The organism is Bradyrhizobium sp. USDA 3311 (assembly GCF_054062495.1).
In genome coordinates this window covers 7,913,658-7,931,567 of sequence record NZ_JBSSFI010000001.1, presented here as the reverse complement: position 1 = coordinate 7,931,567, position 17,910 = coordinate 7,913,658, and the positions used below count along the sequence as shown (strand labels likewise).

The 17,910-nt window shown below is 64.8% G+C and carries 18 protein-coding genes; 17 read left to right on the top strand and 1 reads right to left on the bottom strand.

Translation table 11 applies throughout. The annotated features are described in order from the left end of the window. The first annotated feature begins 296 nt into the window (after nt 1–296). The 6 genes from ACVWW6_RS37845 to ACVWW6_RS37820 all read left to right on the top strand — a co-directional run bounded on the left by ACVWW6_RS37845 (nt 297) and on the right by ACVWW6_RS37820 (nt 8,035). Nucleotides 297–554 carry a DUF6489 family protein gene (locus ACVWW6_RS37845; protein ID WP_011085662.1) on the top strand — a complete coding sequence of 86 codons (258 nt, stop codon included), beginning with the start codon at nt 297–299 and terminating at the stop codon, nt 552–554. Then, entirely contained in the window at nt 554–1,354 is an 801-nt protein-coding gene (locus ACVWW6_RS37840; RefSeq protein ID WP_304551533.1) for an esterase/lipase family protein, read from the top strand. Before ACVWW6_RS37845 ends, ACVWW6_RS37840 begins: the two co-directional genes overlap by 1 nt. A 47-nt stretch (nt 1,355–1,401) precedes the next feature. Beyond that, a complete protein-coding gene (locus ACVWW6_RS37835; protein WP_028172428.1) occupies nt 1,402–2,952 on the top strand; it encodes a WS/DGAT/MGAT family O-acyltransferase in 1,551 nt (516 codons plus the stop codon). 10 nt (nt 2,953–2,962) lie between these two features. After that, nucleotides 2,963–3,958 (top strand): alpha/beta fold hydrolase, encoded by a 996-nt coding sequence (locus ACVWW6_RS37830; protein WP_304551536.1) that lies wholly within the window; start codon nt 2,963–2,965, stop codon nt 3,956–3,958. A gap of 129 nt (nt 3,959–4,087) precedes the next feature. Further along, nucleotides 4,088–7,324 (top strand): bifunctional cytochrome P450/NADPH--P450 reductase, encoded by a 3,237-nt coding sequence (locus ACVWW6_RS37825; protein WP_456682548.1) that lies wholly within the window; start codon nt 4,088–4,090, stop codon nt 7,322–7,324. Nucleotides 7,325–7,360: 36 nt separating this feature from the next. Next, nucleotides 7,361–8,035 (top strand): spermidine synthase, encoded by a 675-nt coding sequence (locus tag ACVWW6_RS37820; protein WP_456682547.1) that lies wholly within the window; start codon nt 7,361–7,363, stop codon nt 8,033–8,035. On the opposite strand, the gene ACVWW6_RS37815 is transcribed toward ACVWW6_RS37820, so the two are convergent. Continuing rightward, on the bottom strand, nt 8,032–8,946 hold the full coding sequence (locus ACVWW6_RS37815; protein WP_304551542.1) for an alpha/beta fold hydrolase: 915 nt from the start codon (nt 8,944–8,946) through the stop codon (nt 8,032–8,034). The genes ACVWW6_RS37820 and ACVWW6_RS37815 overlap by 4 nt on opposite strands. A 168-nt stretch (nt 8,947–9,114) precedes the next feature. Between ACVWW6_RS37815 and ACVWW6_RS37810 the strand changes: the two genes are divergently transcribed. The 11 genes from ACVWW6_RS37810 (at nt 9,115) to paaD (ending at nt 17,909) form a co-directional block, all read left to right on the top strand. Beyond that, nucleotides 9,115–9,498 (top strand): hypothetical protein, encoded by a 384-nt coding sequence (locus ACVWW6_RS37810; protein ID WP_038965792.1) that lies wholly within the window; start codon nt 9,115–9,117, stop codon nt 9,496–9,498. Further along, complete coding sequence (locus tag ACVWW6_RS37805) at nt 9,495–10,577, top strand: PHA/PHB synthase family protein (protein WP_011085669.1); 1,083 nt, start codon at nt 9,495–9,497, stop codon at nt 10,575–10,577. Before ACVWW6_RS37810 ends, ACVWW6_RS37805 begins: the two co-directional genes overlap by 4 nt. Beyond that, nucleotides 10,574–11,167 carry a GNAT family N-acetyltransferase gene (locus tag ACVWW6_RS37800; RefSeq protein WP_028172421.1) on the top strand — a complete coding sequence of 198 codons (594 nt, stop codon included), beginning with the start codon at nt 10,574–10,576 and terminating at the stop codon, nt 11,165–11,167. Before ACVWW6_RS37805 ends, ACVWW6_RS37800 begins: the two co-directional genes overlap by 4 nt. A gap of 203 nt (nt 11,168–11,370) precedes the next feature. Then, nucleotides 11,371–11,826, top strand: a complete 456-nt coding sequence (locus tag ACVWW6_RS37795) for a phasin (protein WP_011085671.1) — start codon at nt 11,371–11,373, stop codon at nt 11,824–11,826. 135 nt (nt 11,827–11,961) lie between these two features. Continuing rightward, nucleotides 11,962–13,248, top strand: a complete 1,287-nt coding sequence (locus ACVWW6_RS37790) for a DUF445 domain-containing protein (protein ID WP_304551546.1) — start codon at nt 11,962–11,964, stop codon at nt 13,246–13,248. A 188-nt stretch (nt 13,249–13,436) separates the two neighbouring features. Continuing rightward, the gene (locus ACVWW6_RS37785) at nt 13,437–14,207 is read left to right on the top strand and encodes an alpha/beta fold hydrolase (protein ID WP_304565936.1); all 771 of its coding nucleotides are present in this window, start codon (nt 13,437–13,439) and stop codon (nt 14,205–14,207) included. Nucleotides 14,208–14,405: 198 nt separating this feature from the next. After that, a complete protein-coding gene (paaX, locus tag ACVWW6_RS37780; RefSeq protein ID WP_304565935.1) occupies nt 14,406–15,269 on the top strand; it encodes a phenylacetic acid degradation operon negative regulatory protein PaaX in 864 nt (287 codons plus the stop codon). A gap of 76 nt (nt 15,270–15,345) precedes the next feature. Further along, on the top strand, nt 15,346–16,338 hold the full coding sequence (paaA, locus tag ACVWW6_RS37775) for a 1,2-phenylacetyl-CoA epoxidase subunit PaaA (protein WP_028172418.1): 993 nt from the start codon (nt 15,346–15,348) through the stop codon (nt 16,336–16,338). 10 nt (nt 16,339–16,348) lie between these two features. Continuing rightward, nucleotides 16,349–16,636, top strand: coding sequence for a 1,2-phenylacetyl-CoA epoxidase subunit PaaB (gene paaB, locus ACVWW6_RS37770; RefSeq protein WP_008136594.1), 288 nt, complete (start codon nt 16,349–16,351; stop codon nt 16,634–16,636). After that, entirely contained in the window at nt 16,636–17,412 is a 777-nt protein-coding gene (paaC, locus tag ACVWW6_RS37765) for a 1,2-phenylacetyl-CoA epoxidase subunit PaaC (RefSeq protein ID WP_456682546.1), read from the top strand. Before paaB ends, paaC begins: the two co-directional genes overlap by 1 nt. Next, nucleotides 17,406–17,909 carry a 1,2-phenylacetyl-CoA epoxidase subunit PaaD gene (paaD, locus tag ACVWW6_RS37760; RefSeq protein ID WP_161535870.1) on the top strand — a complete coding sequence of 168 codons (504 nt, stop codon included), beginning with the start codon at nt 17,406–17,408 and terminating at the stop codon, nt 17,907–17,909. The genes paaC and paaD overlap by 7 nt, the downstream gene beginning before the upstream one ends. Nucleotide 17,910: the final 1 nt, after the last annotated feature.

The window sequence follows — 17,910 nt, the reverse complement described above, 5'->3', positions numbered from 1 at the left end:
CAAGGAACGCGCCAAGTTGCACCGCTGTGCAGCAATGCTGACCGGCAATCTAGGGGAGGCTGGCGCGCGAACGACATTCGACTTTCGACCTGTGAAGTCCCGGGGTAAAGGGAAATTGGCCCTGTCGGCCGTTGGCGTCTCAGCCGTCCGAGCTGCGGTCGCGGCCGAGCAATTTGATTGACCATACCCGCCGATTGCGGGAGCCGGCGCCCCGCGGCGCGTCTGAGGTCGCTTGCGTTGCACACCGTGTCGCGGCGATACTCCAACAGAGTGCTCGAATCTCATCCGGAGGGGACATGAAAGTTAACATCGAAATCGACTGCACCCCCCTCGAGGCCCGTCAGTTCTTCGGATTGCCGGACGTCTCGCCGATGCAGATTGCCGTCATGGACAAGCTGCAGCAGCAGGTCCTGAGCAATATCGACAAGGTCTCGCCGGAATCGCTGATCCAGAGCTGGTTCACTTTCGATCCGAAGCTTGCCGAGCGGTTTCAGGACATGTTCGTCACCATGGCCGGCCTCGGCGGAACGCGCAGCAGCGATAAGAAGAAATAATGTCGGCCGGGCGGGACGGGCCGCAAACGTCTGACCGGCTTCGTCCGCCGGGCCTTGGTTTGCTGCTCGCCGAAGCCCGCGGCCTGTTCGAGTTGAACGCCAGCCTGCTGTTGTCGCCGTTGCTGATGCGCGCGCCCAGGGGCGACGGCCATCCGGTGCTGACGCTGCCGGGCTTTCTCGCCAGCGATCTTTCGATGGCGCCGATGCGGCGCTATCTGAGCGAGCTCGGCTATGAGGCACATGCCTGGCGGATGGGCCGCAATCTCGGCGGGCTGGGGCGGATGCGGGAGGCCTTGCGCACCCGTCTCGCCGAGATCCACGCCGCGAGGGGGCGCAAGGTCAGCCTGGTCGGATGGAGCCTCGGCGGCGTCTATGCCCGCGATCTCGCGCTCCAGGCGCCCGACATGGTCCGTTACGTCATTACGCTCGGCAGTCCTTTTGCAAACGACGTGCGGGCGACCAACGCCACGCGGCTCTATGAGGCGCTGTCCGGCGAGCGGGTCGAGGATTTTGCCGAACTGCGCGAGGCGATCGCCGGCGATCTGCCGGTGCCGGCGACGTCGATCTATTCCCGCGCCGACGGCGTCGTGAACTGGCGGACCTGTCTGTTGCGCCCCTCGGACCATGCGGAGAACATCGAGGTGCACCTGGCGAGCCATATCGGGCTCGGCGTTAACCCCGCCGCGCTGTGGGCCGTGGCGGACCGGCTGGCGCAACCGGAAGGGGAGTTCTGGCCATTTGACCGGGCAGGGCCGTTTGCCATTGCATATGCCCCGCCGGAGCGGGCAATATCGGCCTGACGAGAAGCGCCGTCCAAGGCGCCCGTCAAATCTTGCGGGAGGGAACCATGGCTGACGGTAAGAAGCTGTCGTCGCTGGATGCGTCGTTTCTCTATCTGGAAACGCCGGAAATGCCGATGCATGTCGGCAGCATGGCGATCTTTCGCCTGCCCGACGATTACAAGGGCGACTTCTTCGAAGACTTCAAGGCGATGATCGTCTCGCGCCTGCACATCGCGCCGATCCTGAAGGCGCGGCTGGAGAAGGCGCCGCTCGACATCGACCATCCCTCCTGGGTCGAGGACGATCAGTTCGACATTGACCGTCACATCTTCCGCGCCAGCCTGCCGCAGCCGCGCGACCGCGCCACGCTGGAACGCATCGTCGGCTGGATGCACGCCAAGCTCTTGAACCGCGCCCGCCCGCTCTGGGAATTCTACGTGTTCGAGGGCATGAAGGACAATGAGGTCGGGCTCTATTCCAAGATGCACCATGCCGCCATCGACGGCGGTGCCGGCGCGGCGCTGACCAACATGATCTACGACATCTCGCCGATCCCGCGGAAGGTCGATCCGCCGGCGGCGGGAGCCAAGCCGGGGCAGGAGCCGCGTGACATCGCCGCCAACCTGCTCGATTCCTATCAGCAGCTCTTCAGCCAGCCGCTCGATGCTTCGGCCGCTGCGAAGAACCTGCAGCTGCCGCGCACCGGCAAGAGCGACATCGGCTCGATCCTGTTCGACAATGCGATGTACCAGATCGAGAGCGCGGTGCGCTTCGCCGGCAACATCCCGACCGTGCTCAAGAGCGTGTCCGACGTGCTCGGCAAGGTCGCCGATCCGAAGTCGCGCGAGAGCCTGGCCAGCATGGTGTCGCCGCCGACCATGCTCAACAAGACCATCTCCTCGGAGCGCAGCTTCGCCGGCGTGTCGATCCCGCTGTCGCGGGCGAAGGCGCTGGCCAAGCAGGCCGGCGGCAAGCTCAACGACGTCGTGCTGGCGCTCGCCTCCGGCGTGGTCCGCCGCTATCTCCAGCAATATGGCACGCTGCCGGCGAAATCCTTGACCGCCGCCGTGCCGATCTCGCTGCGCGAGGAAGGCAACACCGAGGCCAACAACCAGGTTTTCGGCATGATCTGCGCGATCGCGACCGACATCGACGATCCCAAGGCCCGACTGGAGGCGATCATCGCGCAATCGACCAAGTCCAAGGAGATGTCGCATCCGCTGCGCGCCCTGATGCCGCAAGTGTCCAACATCTCGATGCTGGGCGCGCCGATCATGGTGCAGATCCTGGCCTTGCTCTACAGCCGCTCGAACCTGTCGGACGTGCTGCCGCCGGCCGCCAACATCACGGTGTCCAACGTACCCGGGCCGCGGCAGACGCTCTACGCCGCCGGCGCGGAGCTGCTGCATATCTTCCCGGTGTCGATCTCGACGCACGGGCAGGCGCTCAACATCACGGTGCAGAGCTATCGCGACCAGCTCGATTTCGGTTTCATTGTCGGTGCCAACATCATTCCGCATGTGCAGGTGATGTGTGACATGCTGCCCGAGGAGTTTGCTGCGCTGGAGGCGGCCTATGCGCCGCCAGCGGCCGACATCAAGGGCGCTGCTGAGTAGGAATGTCCCGATGATCGAAATGCCGCCGCTCAAGTTCGTGCAGACGAACGGAATCCGCATGGGTTATTACGAGGCGGGTCCGGTCTCCGACACCCCGCCGATGGTGCTGTGCCATGGCTGGCCGGAGCTCGCCTTTTCCTGGCGCCATCAGATCAAGGCGCTGAGCGAGGCCGGAATCCGGGTGATCGCGCCGGACCAGCGCGGTTATGGCGCGACCGACCGGCCCGAGCCGGTCGAGGACTACGATATCGAGCACCTGACCGGCGACCTCGTCGGTCTGCTCGATCATCTCGGGATCGACAAGGCGATCTTCGTCGGCCACGACTGGGGCGGCTTCATCGTCTGGCAGATGCCGCTGCGGCATATCGGCCGCGTCGCCGGCGTGGTCGGCATCAATACCCCCCATACCAACCGGGCCTGGGCCGATCCGATCGAACTCCTGCGCGCACGGTTTGGCGACAAGATGTACATCGTGCAGTTCCAGGACCCGTCGCGTGAGGCCGACAGGATTTTCGGCAGCCGCGTCGAGCAAACCTTCGATGCGTTCATGCGCAAGCCGGCGCCGCGCCCGCCCGATGCACCGGCAGAGGAAGTGATTGCCGGGGTGGGCGCTTCGCCGCGGGTCAATCTGGCGTTTCCGCAGATGATTGCGGCCTATGACGCCAAGCACGATCCGCGCACGCCGATCCTGTTGCCGGAAGAGAAGAAGGTGTTCGTCGACAATTTCACCAGGACCGGCTTTACCGGCGGCATCAACTGGTACCGCAACATGTCGCGCAACTGGGTGCGCGCCGAAGGGCTCGATCATACGGTACGCGTGCCGTCGCTGATGATCATGGCCGAGAACGACGCGGTGCTGCCGCCGTCTTCCGCCGATGGCATGGACAAGCTGATTCCCGATCTCGAAAAATATCTGGTCCGCGACAGCGGCCATTGGACGCAGCAGGAGAAGCCGGACGAGGTCAGCGCCAAGCTGATCGAATGGCGTAGAAGGCGGTTTGGGTGACGATGCCGTCGTCAGTGTAAATGGAACGTCATTCCGGGGCGCCCGAAGGGCGAACCCGGAATCTCGAGATTCCGGGTTCGATGCTGCGCATCGCCCCGGAATGACGCGATCAGGGGGAAGCGCACGTCAATGTCATCCAAGAACCGTCTGGACCCGATCCCGCAGCCGCCGACCAAGCCGGTGGTCGGCAATATGCTGTCGCTGGACTCGGCGGCTCCCGTGCAGCACCTGACGCGGCTCGCCAAGGAGCTCGGCCCGATCTTCTGGCTCGACATGATGGGCTCGCCGATCGTCGTCGTCTCGGGCCACGATCTCGTCGACGAGCTCTCCGACGAGAAGCGCTTCGACAAGACGGTGCGCGGCGCGCTGCGGCGCGTGCGTGCGGTCGGCGGCGACGGCCTGTTCACGGCCGACACCAGGGAGCCGAACTGGAGCAAGGCGCACAACATCCTGCTCCAGCCGTTCGGCAACCGAGCGATGCAGTCCTACCACCCGAGCATGGTCGACATCGCCGAGCAGCTCGTCCAAAAATGGGAGCGGCTCAACGCCGACGACGAGATCGACGTCGTCCACGACATGACCGCCCTGACGCTGGACACGATCGGCCTGTGCGGCTTCGACTACCGATTCAATTCGTTCTACCGGCGCGACTACCATCCCTTCGTCGAGTCGCTGGTGCGCTCGCTCGAAACCATCATGATGACGCGGGGTCTGCCGTTCGAGCAGATCTGGATGCAGAAGCGGCGCAAGACCCTCGCCGAAGACGTCGCCTTCATGAACAAGATGGTCGACGAGATCATCGCAGAGCGCCGCAAGAGTGCAGAGGGGATCGACGACAAGAAGGACATGCTCGCGGCGATGATGACCGGCGTCGACCGCTCGACCGGCGAGCAGCTCGACGACGTGAACATCCGCTACCAGATCAACACGTTCTTGATCGCGGGCCACGAGACCACGAGCGGCCTCTTGTCCTACACGCTCTATGCGCTCCTGAAGCATCCCGACATCCTCAAGAAGGCCTATGACGAGGTCGATCGCGTCTTCGGTCCAGATGTCAACGCGAAGCCGACCTATCAGCAGGTGACGCAGCTCACCTACATCACGCAGATCCTGAAAGAGGCGCTGCGGCTGTGGCCGCCGGCGCCGGCCTACGGCATCTCGCCGCTCGCGGACGAAACCATCGGCGGCGGCAAGTACAAGCTCAGGAAGGGCACGTTCATCACCATTCTGGTGACGGCGCTGCATCGCGATCCCTCCGTCTGGGGGCCGAATCCCGATGCCTTCGATCCCGAAAATTTCAGCCGCGAGGCGGAGGCCAAGCGGCCGATCAATGCCTGGAAGCCGTTCGGCAACGGTCAGCGCGCCTGCATCGGCCGCGGCTTTGCCATGCACGAGGCGGCGCTCGCGCTCGGCATGATCCTCCAGCGTTTCAAGCTGATCGACCACCAGCGCTACCAGATGCACCTGAAGGAAACGCTGACGATGAAGCCGGAGGGCTTCAAGATCAAGGTTCGTCCGCGCGCCGATCGCGAGCGCGGTGCCTATGGCGGGCCTGTCGCGGCTGTGTCCTCGGCGCCGCGAGCACCGCGTCAGCCGACGGCGCGGCCCGGCCACAACACGCCGATGCTGGTGCTGTACGGCTCCAATCTCGGCACCGCCGAAGAACTCGCGACACGCATGGCCGACCTCGCCGAGATCAACGGCTTTGCCGTGCATCTCGGGGCGCTCGACGAATACGTCGGCAAGCTGCCGCAGGAGGGCGGCGTGCTGATCATCTGCGCCTCCTATAACGGAGCGCCGCCGGACAATGCGACGCAATTCGTCAAATGGCTCGGCAGCGACCTGCCCAAGGATGCCTTTGCCAATGTGCGCTACGCCGTGTTCGGCTGCGGCAACAGCGACTGGGCTGCGACCTATCAATCGGTGCCGCGCTTCATCGACGAGCAATTGTCGGGGCATGGCGCGCGCGCGGTCTATCCGCGCGGCGAAGGTGACGCGCGCAGCGATCTCGACGGCCAGTTCCAGAAATGGTTCCCGGCAGCTGCCCAGGTCGCGACCAAGGAGTTCGGCATCGACTGGAACTTCACCCGCACCGCGGAGGACGACCCGCTCTACGCGATCGAGCCTGTCGCGGTGACTGCCGTCAACACCATCGTGGCCCAGGGCGGCGCGGTGGCGATGAAGGTGCTGGTCAATGACGAGCTTCAGAACAAGAGCGGGTCCAATCCGTCGGAGCGCTCGACGCGCCATATCGAGGTGCAGCTGCCGTCCAACATCACCTACCGCGTCGGCGATCATCTGAGCGTCGTTCCGCGCAACGATCCGACGCTGGTGGATTCGGTCGCCCGCCGCTTCGGCTTCCTGCCGGCCGACCAGATCAGGCTTCAGGTGGCCGAAGGCCGCCGTGCCCAATTGCCGGTCGGCGAGGCCGTGTCGGTCGGCCGCCTGCTCAGCGAGTTCGTCGAGCTGCAGCAGGTGGCGACGCGGAAGCAGATCCAGATCATGGCCGAGCACACGCGCTGCCCGGTCACCAAGCCGAAGCTGCTGACCTTCGTCGGCGAGGAGGCCGAGCCGGCCGAGCGCTATCGCACCGAGATTCTGGCGAGGCGCAAATCGGTGTACGATCTACTGCTCGAATATCCGGCCTGCGAATTGCCGTTCCACGTCTATCTGGAGATGCTCTCGCTGTTGGCGCCGCGCTATTACTCGATCTCTTCCTCGCCTTCGGTCGATCCGGCGCGGTGCAGTATCACGGTCGGCGTCGTCGAGGGGCCGGCCGCTTCCGGGCGCGGCGTCTACAAAGGCATCTGCTCGAACTATCTCGCCAACCGGCGCGCGAGCGATGCGATCTACGCCACGGTGCGCGAGACCAAGGCCGGCTTCCGGCTCCCGGACGACTCATCCGTGCCGATCATCATGATCGGGCCGGGCACGGGACTGGCGCCGTTCCGCGGCTTCCTCCAGGAGCGCGCCGCGCGCAAGGCGAAAGGCGCTGCGCTTGGCCCGGCGATGCTGTTCTTCGGCTGCCGCCACCCCGATCAGGATTTTCTCTACGCCGACGAGCTGAAGGCGTTGGCGGCAAGCGGCGTCACCGAGCTCTTCACCGCGTTCTCGCGCGCGGCCGGACCGAAGACCTATGTGCAGCATGTGCTCGCGGCGCAGAAGGACAAGGTCTGGCCGCTGATCGAGCAGGGCGCCATCATCTACGTCTGCGGCGACGGCGGCAAAATGGAGCCCGACGTGAAGGCAGCGCTCGTTGCGATCCGTCGCGAGAAGAGCGGTAGCGATGCCGCCACGGCCGCGCGCTGGATCGAGGAGATGGGCGCGACGAATCGCTATGTGCTCGACGTCTGGGCGGGCGGTTAGGCCGGGCTACGAAGCAAATCGTGCTAAAGCTCTCCCATGATTCCCTGGGAAAAGATCGACACCGCCAAAATCCCCGGCTCCGACGAAGAGCTCCGCCTGATGCGGCGGGGCAAGGAGTTCTCCATCAAGCTCGGCACCAACGAGCTGATGAACAATCGTCTGTCGGGCTCCGAGGCGGCACTTGCGACGCTGGCGGCGAAGCAGATCGAGACGGTCGCAAAGCCCGTTGTCCTGATCGGCGGCCTCGGCATGGGCTTTACGCTGCGTGCGGCGCTGGCCGTGCTCGGAGCTAAGGCGAAGATCGTGGTGTCCGAGCTCGTGCCGGCGGTGGTTGCCTGGGCGCGAGGTCCGATGGCGGAGGTCTTCGGCGACAGTCTCGATGATGTCAGGGTGAGCATTCGGGAGATCGATGTCGCTGAAATCATCCGCGCGCAGCGATCGGCCTTCGACGCCATCCTCCTCGACGTCGACAACGGGCCGGAGGGGCTGACCCGGAAGGGCAATGATGCGCTCTACAACGCGGGCGGGTTGAAGGCGGCCAAGACGGCGCTGCGGCCGGGCGGCGTGCTCGCCGTGTGGTCGTCGGGGCCCAACCCGGCATTCACCAGGCGCCTAAAGAGCGCGGGTTTCGACGTCAACGAAGTCAACATCCGCGCCACCGGCAGGGGCGGCGGCGCGCGCCATGTGATCTGGATGGCGAGAAAGCGCTAGGCAGCCTGTGCTGCCGCTCGACGCGCGTGCTTGTCGATGGCGCCGATGATCTCGGGCCAGAAACGCATCGGCAGCGCGTGGCCCATGCCTTCGACCATCAACAGCTTTGCGCCGGGAATTGATGCCGCCGTGTCCTTGCCGCCTTCGGGATGGACCAGGGGATCAACCGTGCCGTGGATCACCAGCGTCGGCGTCTTCACGCCATGCAGCCGTTCCTTGCGGCTTCCGGAGGCGAGCACGGCGCGGAGCTGCCGCCCGACACCGGCCGGATTGAGCCCGCGCGCGAACACGCGCTCGGCACGATCAGGGTCGAGCGCTTCCTCTTCCGGAAAGGCCCCGGCGCGCAACACCCTCCAGGTCTGGCCGTAGCGGACTATGAACTCCTCCTTGCTGCGCGGAGGCGGCGCCATCAGCATCGCCGCGGCCTCGCGTGTTGGCGGCGGCACGCGCGGATTGCCCGTCGTCGACATGATCGAGGTCAACGAGCGCACGCGCCCGGGAAACGACAGCGTCACCTCCTGCGCGATCATGCCGCCCATGGAGGCGCCGACCAGATGCGCCGACTTGATGCCGAGCGCGTCCATCAGGCCCACGGTGTCCCTGGCCATGTCGATCAGCTTGTAGGTTGCGGCTACGGGAATCCTGAGGAAGCGGAGCTTCAACAGCTCGAGCGGCGTCAGCCGCTTGCCGCCCGCGAGATGGCTCGACTTGCCGATGTCGCGGTTGTCGAAGCGGATCACGCGAAAGCCGTGCACGGCGAGCTGCTCGCAGAACGCATCGTCCCAATGGATCATCTGCGCCCCGAGCCCCATGATCAGCAGCAGCGGCTCGGCGTTGTCGTTGCCAAAAATCTCGTAGCAAATGTCGATGCCGTTGGCGCGGACGGTCTGGGGCGGCTGATGGGCGTTCACGGGCGCGGTCCCTCCTGCTGATCGATGCTGTATCGCACGGTTTCCCGCCGCAAAGAAGCGGCGCGCGCATCAGCGCACCCGCTGCTTGCCGGTTGACCGGCACCGCGCAACGGTGTGGTATGGCGAAAAAAGAAGGGCATCGCAGCTCTCGATTTCAGGAGGACGCCGATGACCGACAAGACCAACGACCCCGTTGCCGTGTGGCAGAAGATGGTTGGCGAGATGGAGAAGGGGTTCAACTCTTTCGCCAATCAAGCCATGTCGTCGCCTGAGTTCTCGCAAGCGATGAATCGGGCCGGCGGCGTTGCTGCAGGTGCTCAGAAGCAGCTCGGCGAGCTCATGGAGAAATACCTCGTCAGCATGAATCTGCCGAGCCGGGAGCAGGTCACGGGTCTTGCGGAACGGCTGCAGTCCATCGAGGTCCAGATCGGCGAGATGAAGTCGATGCTGAGCCAGATGGCGGCAGGTTCCGGACTCTCGCAAGGCTTCGACGGTGCGCCGCGGCCGCCGCGGACGAAACGCCCGCCCTCGGAAGGCGGAGAGCCCAAATGAACGCGCCGACGGGACTTGATTTCGCCTCCATCCCGGAGCGCATCCAGTCCGAGGTGCAGCGCGCAATCCAGCGCAGCATCAAGGGCGTCGAATATTTCTCGACCTCCGGCCCGACGCTAGGCTCGACGCCGAAAGACGTGCTGCATTCACGCGGCACGATGAGCCTCTACCACTATCGGCCGATGTCGGACGAGATCTACCGGGTGCCGGTGCTGATCGTGATGGCGACCACCAATCGAGGCTACATCCTCGACCTCGTGCCCGGCCAGAGCTTCATCGAGTTCCTCCTGAGGCGCGGCTACGACGTCTACATGCTCGACTGGAGCGCGCCGCGTCCGGAAGAGAAGAGCCTGCGCATGGAGGACTACGTCCTCGACTTTATCCCGGATTGCGTCCGCCGCGTGCAGCAGGATTCCGGCGAGCAGGACGTCTCCGTCATCGGCTACTGCTTCGGTGGCGTGCTGTCGCTGCTCTACGGCTCGATCCACAAGGACGGGCCAATGAAGAACTTGATCTGCTTCACTACGCCGATCGACTTCCGCGAGATGAAGCTGTTCTCCAATTTCTCCGACCGCCGCTATTTCGACGTCGATCGCCTTGTCGACAGCATCGGCAACGTGCCGCCGGAGATGATCCTGTCCTCGTTCGAGATGCTGCGCCCGGCCTCGCGCACGGTGAGCCAGATCCAGCTCTGGGAAAACATCTGGAACGACGAGTTCGTCAAGTCCTACCGGATGTTCGATCGCTGGGCGACCGATACGCTGCCGCTGGCGGGCGAGTATTTCCGCACCATCACCAAGGACCTGATGTGGGACAACAAGCTGTTCAACGACACCATGTCGGTCGGTGGCCGTGCGGCGAAGCTCGAGGATATCAAGGTGCCGATCCTGCATGCGGTCGCCGAGCACGACCACATCGTGCCCTATGATGCCGCAAAACATTTGATCGCGAAGATTGGATCGGCGGACAAGGAAGAGGTGATGCTGAAGGGCGGGCACGTCTCGCTGGTCGCCGGCGCCAACGCGGTGAAACGGCTGTGGCCGAAACTGGACTCCTGGCTGGGGAAGAGATCGACATGAGTGAGCAGCGTTCCTATCCGCGTCAGGTCAAGACCGACGCCGGCGAGATCGAGATCCGCTTGATGTCACCTGCGGACGAAGCCGCGGTGCTCGCCTTTGGCAAGGGCCTGCCGACGCACGATCTGCTCTTCCTGCCCCGCAACATCAGCGAGCCAAAAGTGCTCTCGGCCTGGGTCAAGGAGATCGAGCGCGGTGCGATCACGAGCCTGCTCGCCGTGAAGGACGGCAAGGTCGTCGGCTGCGGCACGCTGGTGCGCGATCCGCATTCCTGGTCGCCCCATGTCGGCGAGATTCGCATGGTGGTCTCGCTCGACGTGCGCGGGAAGGGGGTGGGGCGGGCGCTGTCGCAGGAGACCTTTGCGCTCGCGCTCGGCGCCGGCCTGGAAAAGCTCTCGGTCCAGATGACGGTCGACCAGCAGGCGGCGATCGCGGTGTTCGAAAGCCTTGGCTTCAAGGCCGAGGCGCTGCTGCGCGACCACGTCCGCGATGTCGATGGCAAGACCCACGACATTGTCGTGCTCGGCCACAACATCGCGCAGGTCCAGGCCCAGATGGAGGCCTATGGGCTGCCAGGTGCCGTCCAGCTCTAAAGACCGCGATCAGGCACGCGTTCGCCGGGATTGGTGAGGGAGGCATCATATTGCCTCCTGTTAAGGCTGTTCACGATTTCGTGATACTGCAATGCAATATTAATGTTGCATCGCACAATTAACTATGCCATATAAGCCGTGCCCCGGGCCAATGCGGACGGGGTGAGCCCATAGCTCAGACCATTGAGGATGGAGAGAACCCCATGACCACTGAAACCAACACCGCTTTCGAGGGCTTCAAGGACGCTTTCAAGAACATCCAGAACCTGGAAGTTCCCGAGGCCGCCCGCGAATTCGTCAAGAAGACCGCCAACACCGCCAAGGACCGTGCTGCCGAGGTGTTCGCTGGCTCCGAGCGCGTGACCGCCGCCGTCGAGAACGCGGTGACCGAGTCCGTCACCGAGGCCGGCAAGATCAGCCGCAACATCCAGCAGGCGATCTACGAGGACGCTGAAGCGTTCTTCTCGGGCATCGACAAGCTCGCGTCCGCCAAGTCGTTCAGCGAAGCCGTCGAGATCCAGTCGAGCCTGCTCCGCTCCCGCGGCGAAGCGTTCGTCTCGCGCGCCAAGGCGACCACCGACTATCTCGGCAAGCTCGCCGCCAATGGTGCGAAGTCCGCTCAGGACAACTTTGCCAAGGTCTACAACAAGACCGCCTGATTGCGCGTCGCGTTGATAAACTGAATTTTGAGGCCCGCTTCGGCGGGCCTTGTTTTTTGCGCCGCCGTCATCATCGGTCGTCATTCCGGGTCCGGTCCTGCGGATCGTCCCGGAATGACGTAAGCTCGGTGAATCATGACTTCTCCCGCCACCTTCTCCTTCGACACTCCCGGCGACGCCGAGCGGGCGGCCGAGTTGCGCCGCGTGAAAGCAATGGCGACGCTGGTGCTGGCCTCGACGCTGGCCTTGTTCGTCGTCGCGAAATGGCTTCTGCCCGTGCATCCCGCGTTCGGCTTCATCGCGGCCTTCGCAGAAGCCGCGACCATCGGCGGCCTCGCCGACTGGTATGCCGTGGTCGCGCTGTTCAAGCGGCCGCTCGGCCTGCCGATCCCGCATACCGCGATCATCCAGAGCAACCAGGCCCGCATCGCCGACAAGCTCGGCGAGTTCATCCAGGTGCATTTTCTCGAGGCCGGACCCGTCGAGGCCAAGCTGAACGAGATCGATTTCGGCTCCTTCGTTGCCGACTGGCTGCGCGACCGCAAGCGCAGCGAGGATCTCGCGCGCTTCGCGCTGCGTTTGTTGCCGGAGGCCTTCTCCGCGACCGAGACCTCCGGCCTGATGACCTTCATCATCCGCCGCATGTCCTCGCAGCTCCAGGCGATCGACCTCGCGCCGCTCGCCGCCGGCACGCTGCGCGGCTTCGTTGCGGAAGGGCGGCACCAGATCCTGTTCGACGATCTCCTGCGCGTGATGCATGACACGCTGAACCAGAAAGAGACGATGGCGATGATCCGCGAGAAGGTGCGCGCGGAGTTGCCGACCCTGCTCAGGCTCTACCGCGCCGACAAGTTTCTGGTGAACAAGATCGTGGCGTCGGCCACGGCCTTCTTCAACGAGGTGCGCAGCGATCCCAAGCATCCGTTCCGCGGCGAGTTCGATCGCATGGTGCTGACCTTCGTCGACCGGCTCGGCACCGACCAGGCCTACATCGATCGCATCGACGGCCTGAAACGCGATCTGCTGGCGCGGCCCGAGCTTGCAGATCTCGCCCGCACCGTCTGGGCCAACACGCGCTCCTTCATCGAGCGCAGCGCCTCCGGCGAGACACAGGTGCTTCAGCATCATCTCGTCGGCATGTTCGTCGCCGCGGGCGAAGCGCTCGCCGGCGATGCCGAACTGCGCGGCGAGATCAACAAGGGTCTGGTGACGGTGCTGCGCAGCTTCGTCGCCGACCAGAAGAGCGGCGTCTCCACCTTCATCTCCGACCAGGTCAAGGCCTGGGATATGGCGCAGCTGATTTCGCTGATCGAAATCAACATCGGCCGTGACCTGCAATACATCCGCTTCAATGGTTCGCTGATCGGCGGGCTGGCCGGACTCGCGCTTTACTCCGTAGAATTCCTGCTTCGATTGCTGTGACTTTTGCGTCACTGACGTTAGCATTAACGCGCGGGCCTATTGTGGCCCCGCGTCTCTCCCGCTTGAATGTCGGGCACCGGCCGCCTAGCTGATTCATGTTGCGCTGCGGAACGTTCAAGAAGCCGGCGTATTGGAATTCATGCCCATTTGCCGGCATCGCGGCCGGCGCCGTCCCAAGGGAAACATTGATGACCGCTACTGCCCAGACGCTGCGTCCGCCATCCCGTACCCTGATGTTTCTGGAAGGGCGCGCGATCCACGAGTTCGGCGCATTCCTCGGCGCGCTGCCGCTGCTGAGCCTCGCGCCCCGCGGCGATGGGCATCCGGTGCTCGTGCTGCCGGGCCTTGTGGCCTCCGACGCGTCCACGCGCGCGCTGCGCACCTTTCTGTCAGGCAAGGACTACGCGGTGAGTGGCTGGCGCCAGGGCCGCAACTACGGCCTGCGTCCCGGCGTGCAGCACGCGATGGTCGATCTGGTCCAGGAGCTCAGCGACACGCATGGCCGCAAGATCAGCCTGGTCGGCTGGAGCCTCGGTGGCCTCTATGCGCGCCAGCTCGCCAAGATGATGCCCGAGCGCGTGCGTCAGGTGATCACCCTCGGAAGCCCCTTTGCCGGCGATCCGCGCTCCACCAATGCCTGGCGCGTCTATGAATGGGCGAGCGGACAGAAGGCCGATCAGGTCGATCCGCGCTTCGGCGGCGAGCTCGCCGTTCCGCCGCCGGTGCCGACCACCGCCATCTTCAGCCGCACCGACGGCGTCTGCGCCTGGCAGGGCTGCATGGAGAAGTCCGGCGCGCAGACCGAGAGCATCGAGATCGAGAGCAGCCATTGCGGCATGGGGCATCACCCGGCTGCGGTTTACGCTGTCGCCGACCGGCTTGCGCAGAAGGAAGGCCAGTGGAAGCCCTTCGACCGCAGCGGCTGGCGCAGCCTGGCGTATCCCGATCCGCATAGGTAGCTTCTTTGCCTCTCCCCGCGTGCGGGGAGAGGCCGGATTGCATCGAAGATGCAATCCGGGTGAGGGGGAGTCTCCGCGAGTCCGTCTCTTACCGTTTTTGCAGAAGCAGCCCTCTCCCCGTAAGAACGGGGAGAGGGAGAGTAACGGCGTCGCTCCCGTCCATTGTCGCGCCTGCACCAAACGCGCTATGCCTCGCACATGGCGCATCCGCTCTCCCGCATCATCGACCAGCTGAAGCGCGAACCGTCGCGCACCGGCTCCATCGTCATCACCGTGTTCGGCGACGCCATCGTGCCGCGCGGGGGCTCGGTGTGGCTCGGCACGCTGCTGGAATTCTTCGAACGCCTGGACATCGACAGCGGGGTGGTGCGCACCGCGATGTCGCGCCTGGCGGCTGACGGCTGGCTGACGCGTGAAAAGGTCGGCCGCAACAGTTTCTATCGTCTCGCCGACAAGGGCCACCAGACCTTCGAGGCCGCGACGCGCCACATCTACGATCCGCCGCCGTCGGACTGGACCGGGCGTTTCGAGCTGCTGCTGATCAATGGCGAGGACCGCGACGCCTCGCGCGAGGCGCTGCGCAATGCCGGCTTCGGCAGTCCGCTGCCCGGCGTGTGGGTTGCGCCGTCGGGCGTGCCGGTGCCGGATGAGGCTGCGGGCGCTATCCGTCTCGAGGTCTCCGCGGAGGACGACAGCGGGCGCCGGCTGCTCAGCGCAAGCTGGCCGCTCGATCGCACCGCGGATGCCTATCTGAAGTTCATGAAGACGTTCGAGCCGCTGCGCACCGCGATCGGCCGCGGAACGACTCTCTCCGACGCCGACGCCTTCACCGCGCGGATCCTGCTGATCCACCACTATCGCCGCGTCGTGCTGCGCGATCCGCTGCTGCCCGAGAGCCTGTTGCCTGCGGATTGGCCGGGCAGGGCCGCCCGCGAACTCTGCGGCGAGATCTATCGCGCGCTGCTTGCTCCGTCCGAACAATGGCTTGATGGCCATGGAACCAATGAAAAAGGGCCATTGCCGGCGGCGCGAAAGCTCCTGGAACGGAGGTTCGGCGCCTGATCTTTATGTTACAGAAATATCTTGCATGACGTAATTTCTGTTATATATTATCTCCCAATAAAACGGGAGGATGCGCATGTACACCCAGGCGCTGAACACGGCCGAGACCGACGATCGCGGTCTTGAGGACGCAGGCAGGGCTGCGCAGTTCCAGGCCCGCATCGATGCGGAGGAACGCATCGAGCCGAACGACTGGATGCCGGCGGCCTATCGCAAGACGCTCACCCGCCAGATCTCCCAGCACGCCCATTCCGAAATCGTCGGCATGCTGCCCGAAGGCAACTGGATCACGCGTGCGCCGACCTTGCGCCGCAAGGCCGCGCTGCTCGCCAAGGTGCAGGACGAGTGCGGCCACGGGCTCTATCTCTATGCCGCCGCAGAAACGCTTGGCGCCTCGCGCGAGGAGCTGGTCGATGCCATGCTCGCCGGCAAGGCCAAGTACTCGTCCATCTTCAACTATCCGACGCTGACCTGGGCCGACATCGGCACCATCGGCTGGCTGGTGGACGGCGCCGCGATCATGAACCAGATCCCGCTGTGCCGCTGCTCCTACGGTCCCTATGCGCGCGCGATGATCCGCGTCTGCAAGGAGGAATCGTTCCACCAGCGCCAGGGCTACGAGATCATGCTGACGCTGTGCCGCGGCTCGGACGAGCAGAAGGCGATGGCGCAGGATGCGCTGAACCGCTGGTGGTGGCCGGTGCTGATGATGTTCGGTCCGCCCGACGCCACGAGCCAGCACAGCGACACCTCGACGAAGTGGAAGATCAAGCGCTTCTCCAATGACGAGCTGCGCCAGAAATTCGTCGATGCCACCGTGCCGCAGGCGCAATATCTCGGCCTCACCATTCCCGATCCCGGCATGACGCAGGATGCCGAGGGGCACTGGCGCTACAGCGAGATCGACTGGACCGAATTCAAGCAGGTGCTCGCCGGCAACGGCCCCTGCAATCGGGATCGCATGGCGGCACGCCGCAAGGCGCACGAGGAGGGGGCCTGGGTGCGCGAAGCCGCCGCCGCCTATGCCGCCAAGCGCGCGCGTCGCCAGACCGCGCAAGCAGCCGAGTAAGGAGATCACGATGGCCACGCCGAACACGCCGCTGTGGGAAGTCTTCATCCGCAGCCGCAACGGGCTCGCGCACAAGCATGTGGGATCGCTGCATGCCAGCGATGCCACCATGGCCCTCCAGGCAGCCCGCGACATCTACACCCGCCGCGGCGAGGGCCTGTCGATCTGGGTCGTGCCGTCCACCGCGATCACCGCGAGCGATCCGGCCGAGAAGGGCATGATGTTCGAGCCGGCGGAGTCAAAGATCTACCGGCATCCGACGTTTTATGAGGTGCCCGAAGAAGTGGGGCATATGTGATGCCGGTCGCCAACACCCAGGTCTCCGAAACGCCGCTGGTGCTCTACGCCCTGCGCCGCGCCGACGATGCGCTGATCCTCGGTCACCGGTTGTCGGAATGGTGCGGGCATGCGCAGATGCTGGAAGAGGACATGGCGCTCTCCAACATCGCGCTCGACCTCATCGGCCAGGCACGCGAGCTCTACACCTATGCCGCCAAGGCCGAAGGCAAGGAGAATGATGAGGACAAGCTCGCCTACCTGCGCGACGTCCGGCAGTACCGCAACCTGCTGCTGGTCGAGCAGCCCAACGGCGATTTTGCCCAGACCTTGGTGCGGCAGTTCTTCTATTCCGCCTACGCCGACCTCTACTGGCGCGCCATGACGACCTCGCGCGACACGACGCTCGCCGCCATTGCCGCCAAGTCCGAGAAGGAGAGCGCCTATCATCTGCGTCATGCCTCGGAATGGATCATCCGGCTCGGCGACGGCACAGACGAGAGCCATCGACGAGCGCAAGCCGCGATTGATCACCTCTGGGCCTTCACCGGTGAGATGTTTGCCGTCGACGACGGCGAGCGCGCCCTGATCCATGCGGGTGTCGCCATCGATCCCGGTATCTTGCGCGGTCGTTGGCTGAAGATGCTTTCCGATGTCGTCAGCGAGGCTACGCTCGAGCTGCCGCAGAACGACTGGATGCAGCAGGGCGGCCGCGCGGGCCGGCACAGCGAGCATCTCGGCCATCTCCTGTCGGAGCTGCAATCGATGCAGCGTACCTTCCCGGGGCAGACATGGTGACGGTGCTAGAGAGCGGTGCCGATCTGCGTCAGCGCGCCTGGGATGCTGCGGCGAGCGTGGTCGACCCGGAAATCCCGGTGCTGACGATCGCCGATCTCGGTGTGCTCCGCGATGTCGTTCTCGACGGCGACCATGTCGAGGTCGCGATCACCCCGACCTATTCGGGCTGCCCGGCCATGAACATGATCGCGCTCGAAATCGAGGTCGCGCTGGAGCGCGCCGGCTTCCATCGTCCGAAGGTCCGCACGGTGTTGTCGCCGGCCTGGACCACCGACTGGATGAGCGAGGAGGGGCGGCGGAAGCTGCGCGCCTACGGCATCGCGCCGCCACAGGCTTCGAACTCGCGCCGCGCGCTGTTCGGCGAGCAGTCTGTCGCGTGTCCGCAATGCGGTTCTGACAGGACCGAGCTGTTGTCCGAATTCGGCTCGACCTCCTGCAAGGCGCTCTGGCGCTGCAAGGCCTGCCGCGAACCCTTCGATTACTTCAAGTGTCATTGAC

Bases quoted from the DNA above. Each gene is read 5' to 3' on its own strand.
- ACVWW6_RS37845 (WP_011085662.1), top strand. From the start codon at position 297: ATGAAAGTTAACATCGAAATCGACTGCACCCCCCTCGAGGCCCGTCAG.
- ACVWW6_RS37840 (WP_304551533.1), top strand. From the start codon at position 554: ATGTCGGCCGGGCGGGACGGGCCGCAAACGTCTGACCGGCTTCGTCCG.
- ACVWW6_RS37835 (WP_028172428.1), top strand. From the start codon at position 1,402: ATGGCTGACGGTAAGAAGCTGTCGTCGCTGGATGCGTCGTTTCTCTAT.
- ACVWW6_RS37830 (WP_304551536.1), top strand. From the start codon at position 2,963: ATGATCGAAATGCCGCCGCTCAAGTTCGTGCAGACGAACGGAATCCGC.
- ACVWW6_RS37825 (WP_456682548.1), top strand. From the start codon at position 4,088: ATGTCATCCAAGAACCGTCTGGACCCGATCCCGCAGCCGCCGACCAAG.
- ACVWW6_RS37820 (WP_456682547.1), top strand. From the start codon at position 7,361: ATGATTCCCTGGGAAAAGATCGACACCGCCAAAATCCCCGGCTCCGAC.
- ACVWW6_RS37810 (WP_038965792.1), top strand. From the start codon at position 9,115: ATGACCGACAAGACCAACGACCCCGTTGCCGTGTGGCAGAAGATGGTT.
- ACVWW6_RS37805 (WP_011085669.1), top strand. From the start codon at position 9,495: ATGAACGCGCCGACGGGACTTGATTTCGCCTCCATCCCGGAGCGCATC.
- ACVWW6_RS37800 (WP_028172421.1), top strand. From the start codon at position 10,574: ATGAGTGAGCAGCGTTCCTATCCGCGTCAGGTCAAGACCGACGCCGGC.
- ACVWW6_RS37795 (WP_011085671.1), top strand. From the start codon at position 11,371: ATGACCACTGAAACCAACACCGCTTTCGAGGGCTTCAAGGACGCTTTC.
- ACVWW6_RS37790 (WP_304551546.1), top strand. From the start codon at position 11,962: ATGACTTCTCCCGCCACCTTCTCCTTCGACACTCCCGGCGACGCCGAG.
- ACVWW6_RS37785 (WP_304565936.1), top strand. From the start codon at position 13,437: ATGACCGCTACTGCCCAGACGCTGCGTCCGCCATCCCGTACCCTGATG.
- paaX (WP_304565935.1), top strand. From the start codon at position 14,406: ATGGCGCATCCGCTCTCCCGCATCATCGACCAGCTGAAGCGCGAACCG.
- paaA (WP_028172418.1), top strand. From the start codon at position 15,346: ATGTACACCCAGGCGCTGAACACGGCCGAGACCGACGATCGCGGTCTT.
- paaB (WP_008136594.1), top strand. From the start codon at position 16,349: ATGGCCACGCCGAACACGCCGCTGTGGGAAGTCTTCATCCGCAGCCGC.
- paaC (WP_456682546.1), top strand. From the start codon at position 16,636: ATGCCGGTCGCCAACACCCAGGTCTCCGAAACGCCGCTGGTGCTCTAC.
- paaD (WP_161535870.1), top strand. From the start codon at position 17,406: ATGGTGACGGTGCTAGAGAGCGGTGCCGATCTGCGTCAGCGCGCCTGG.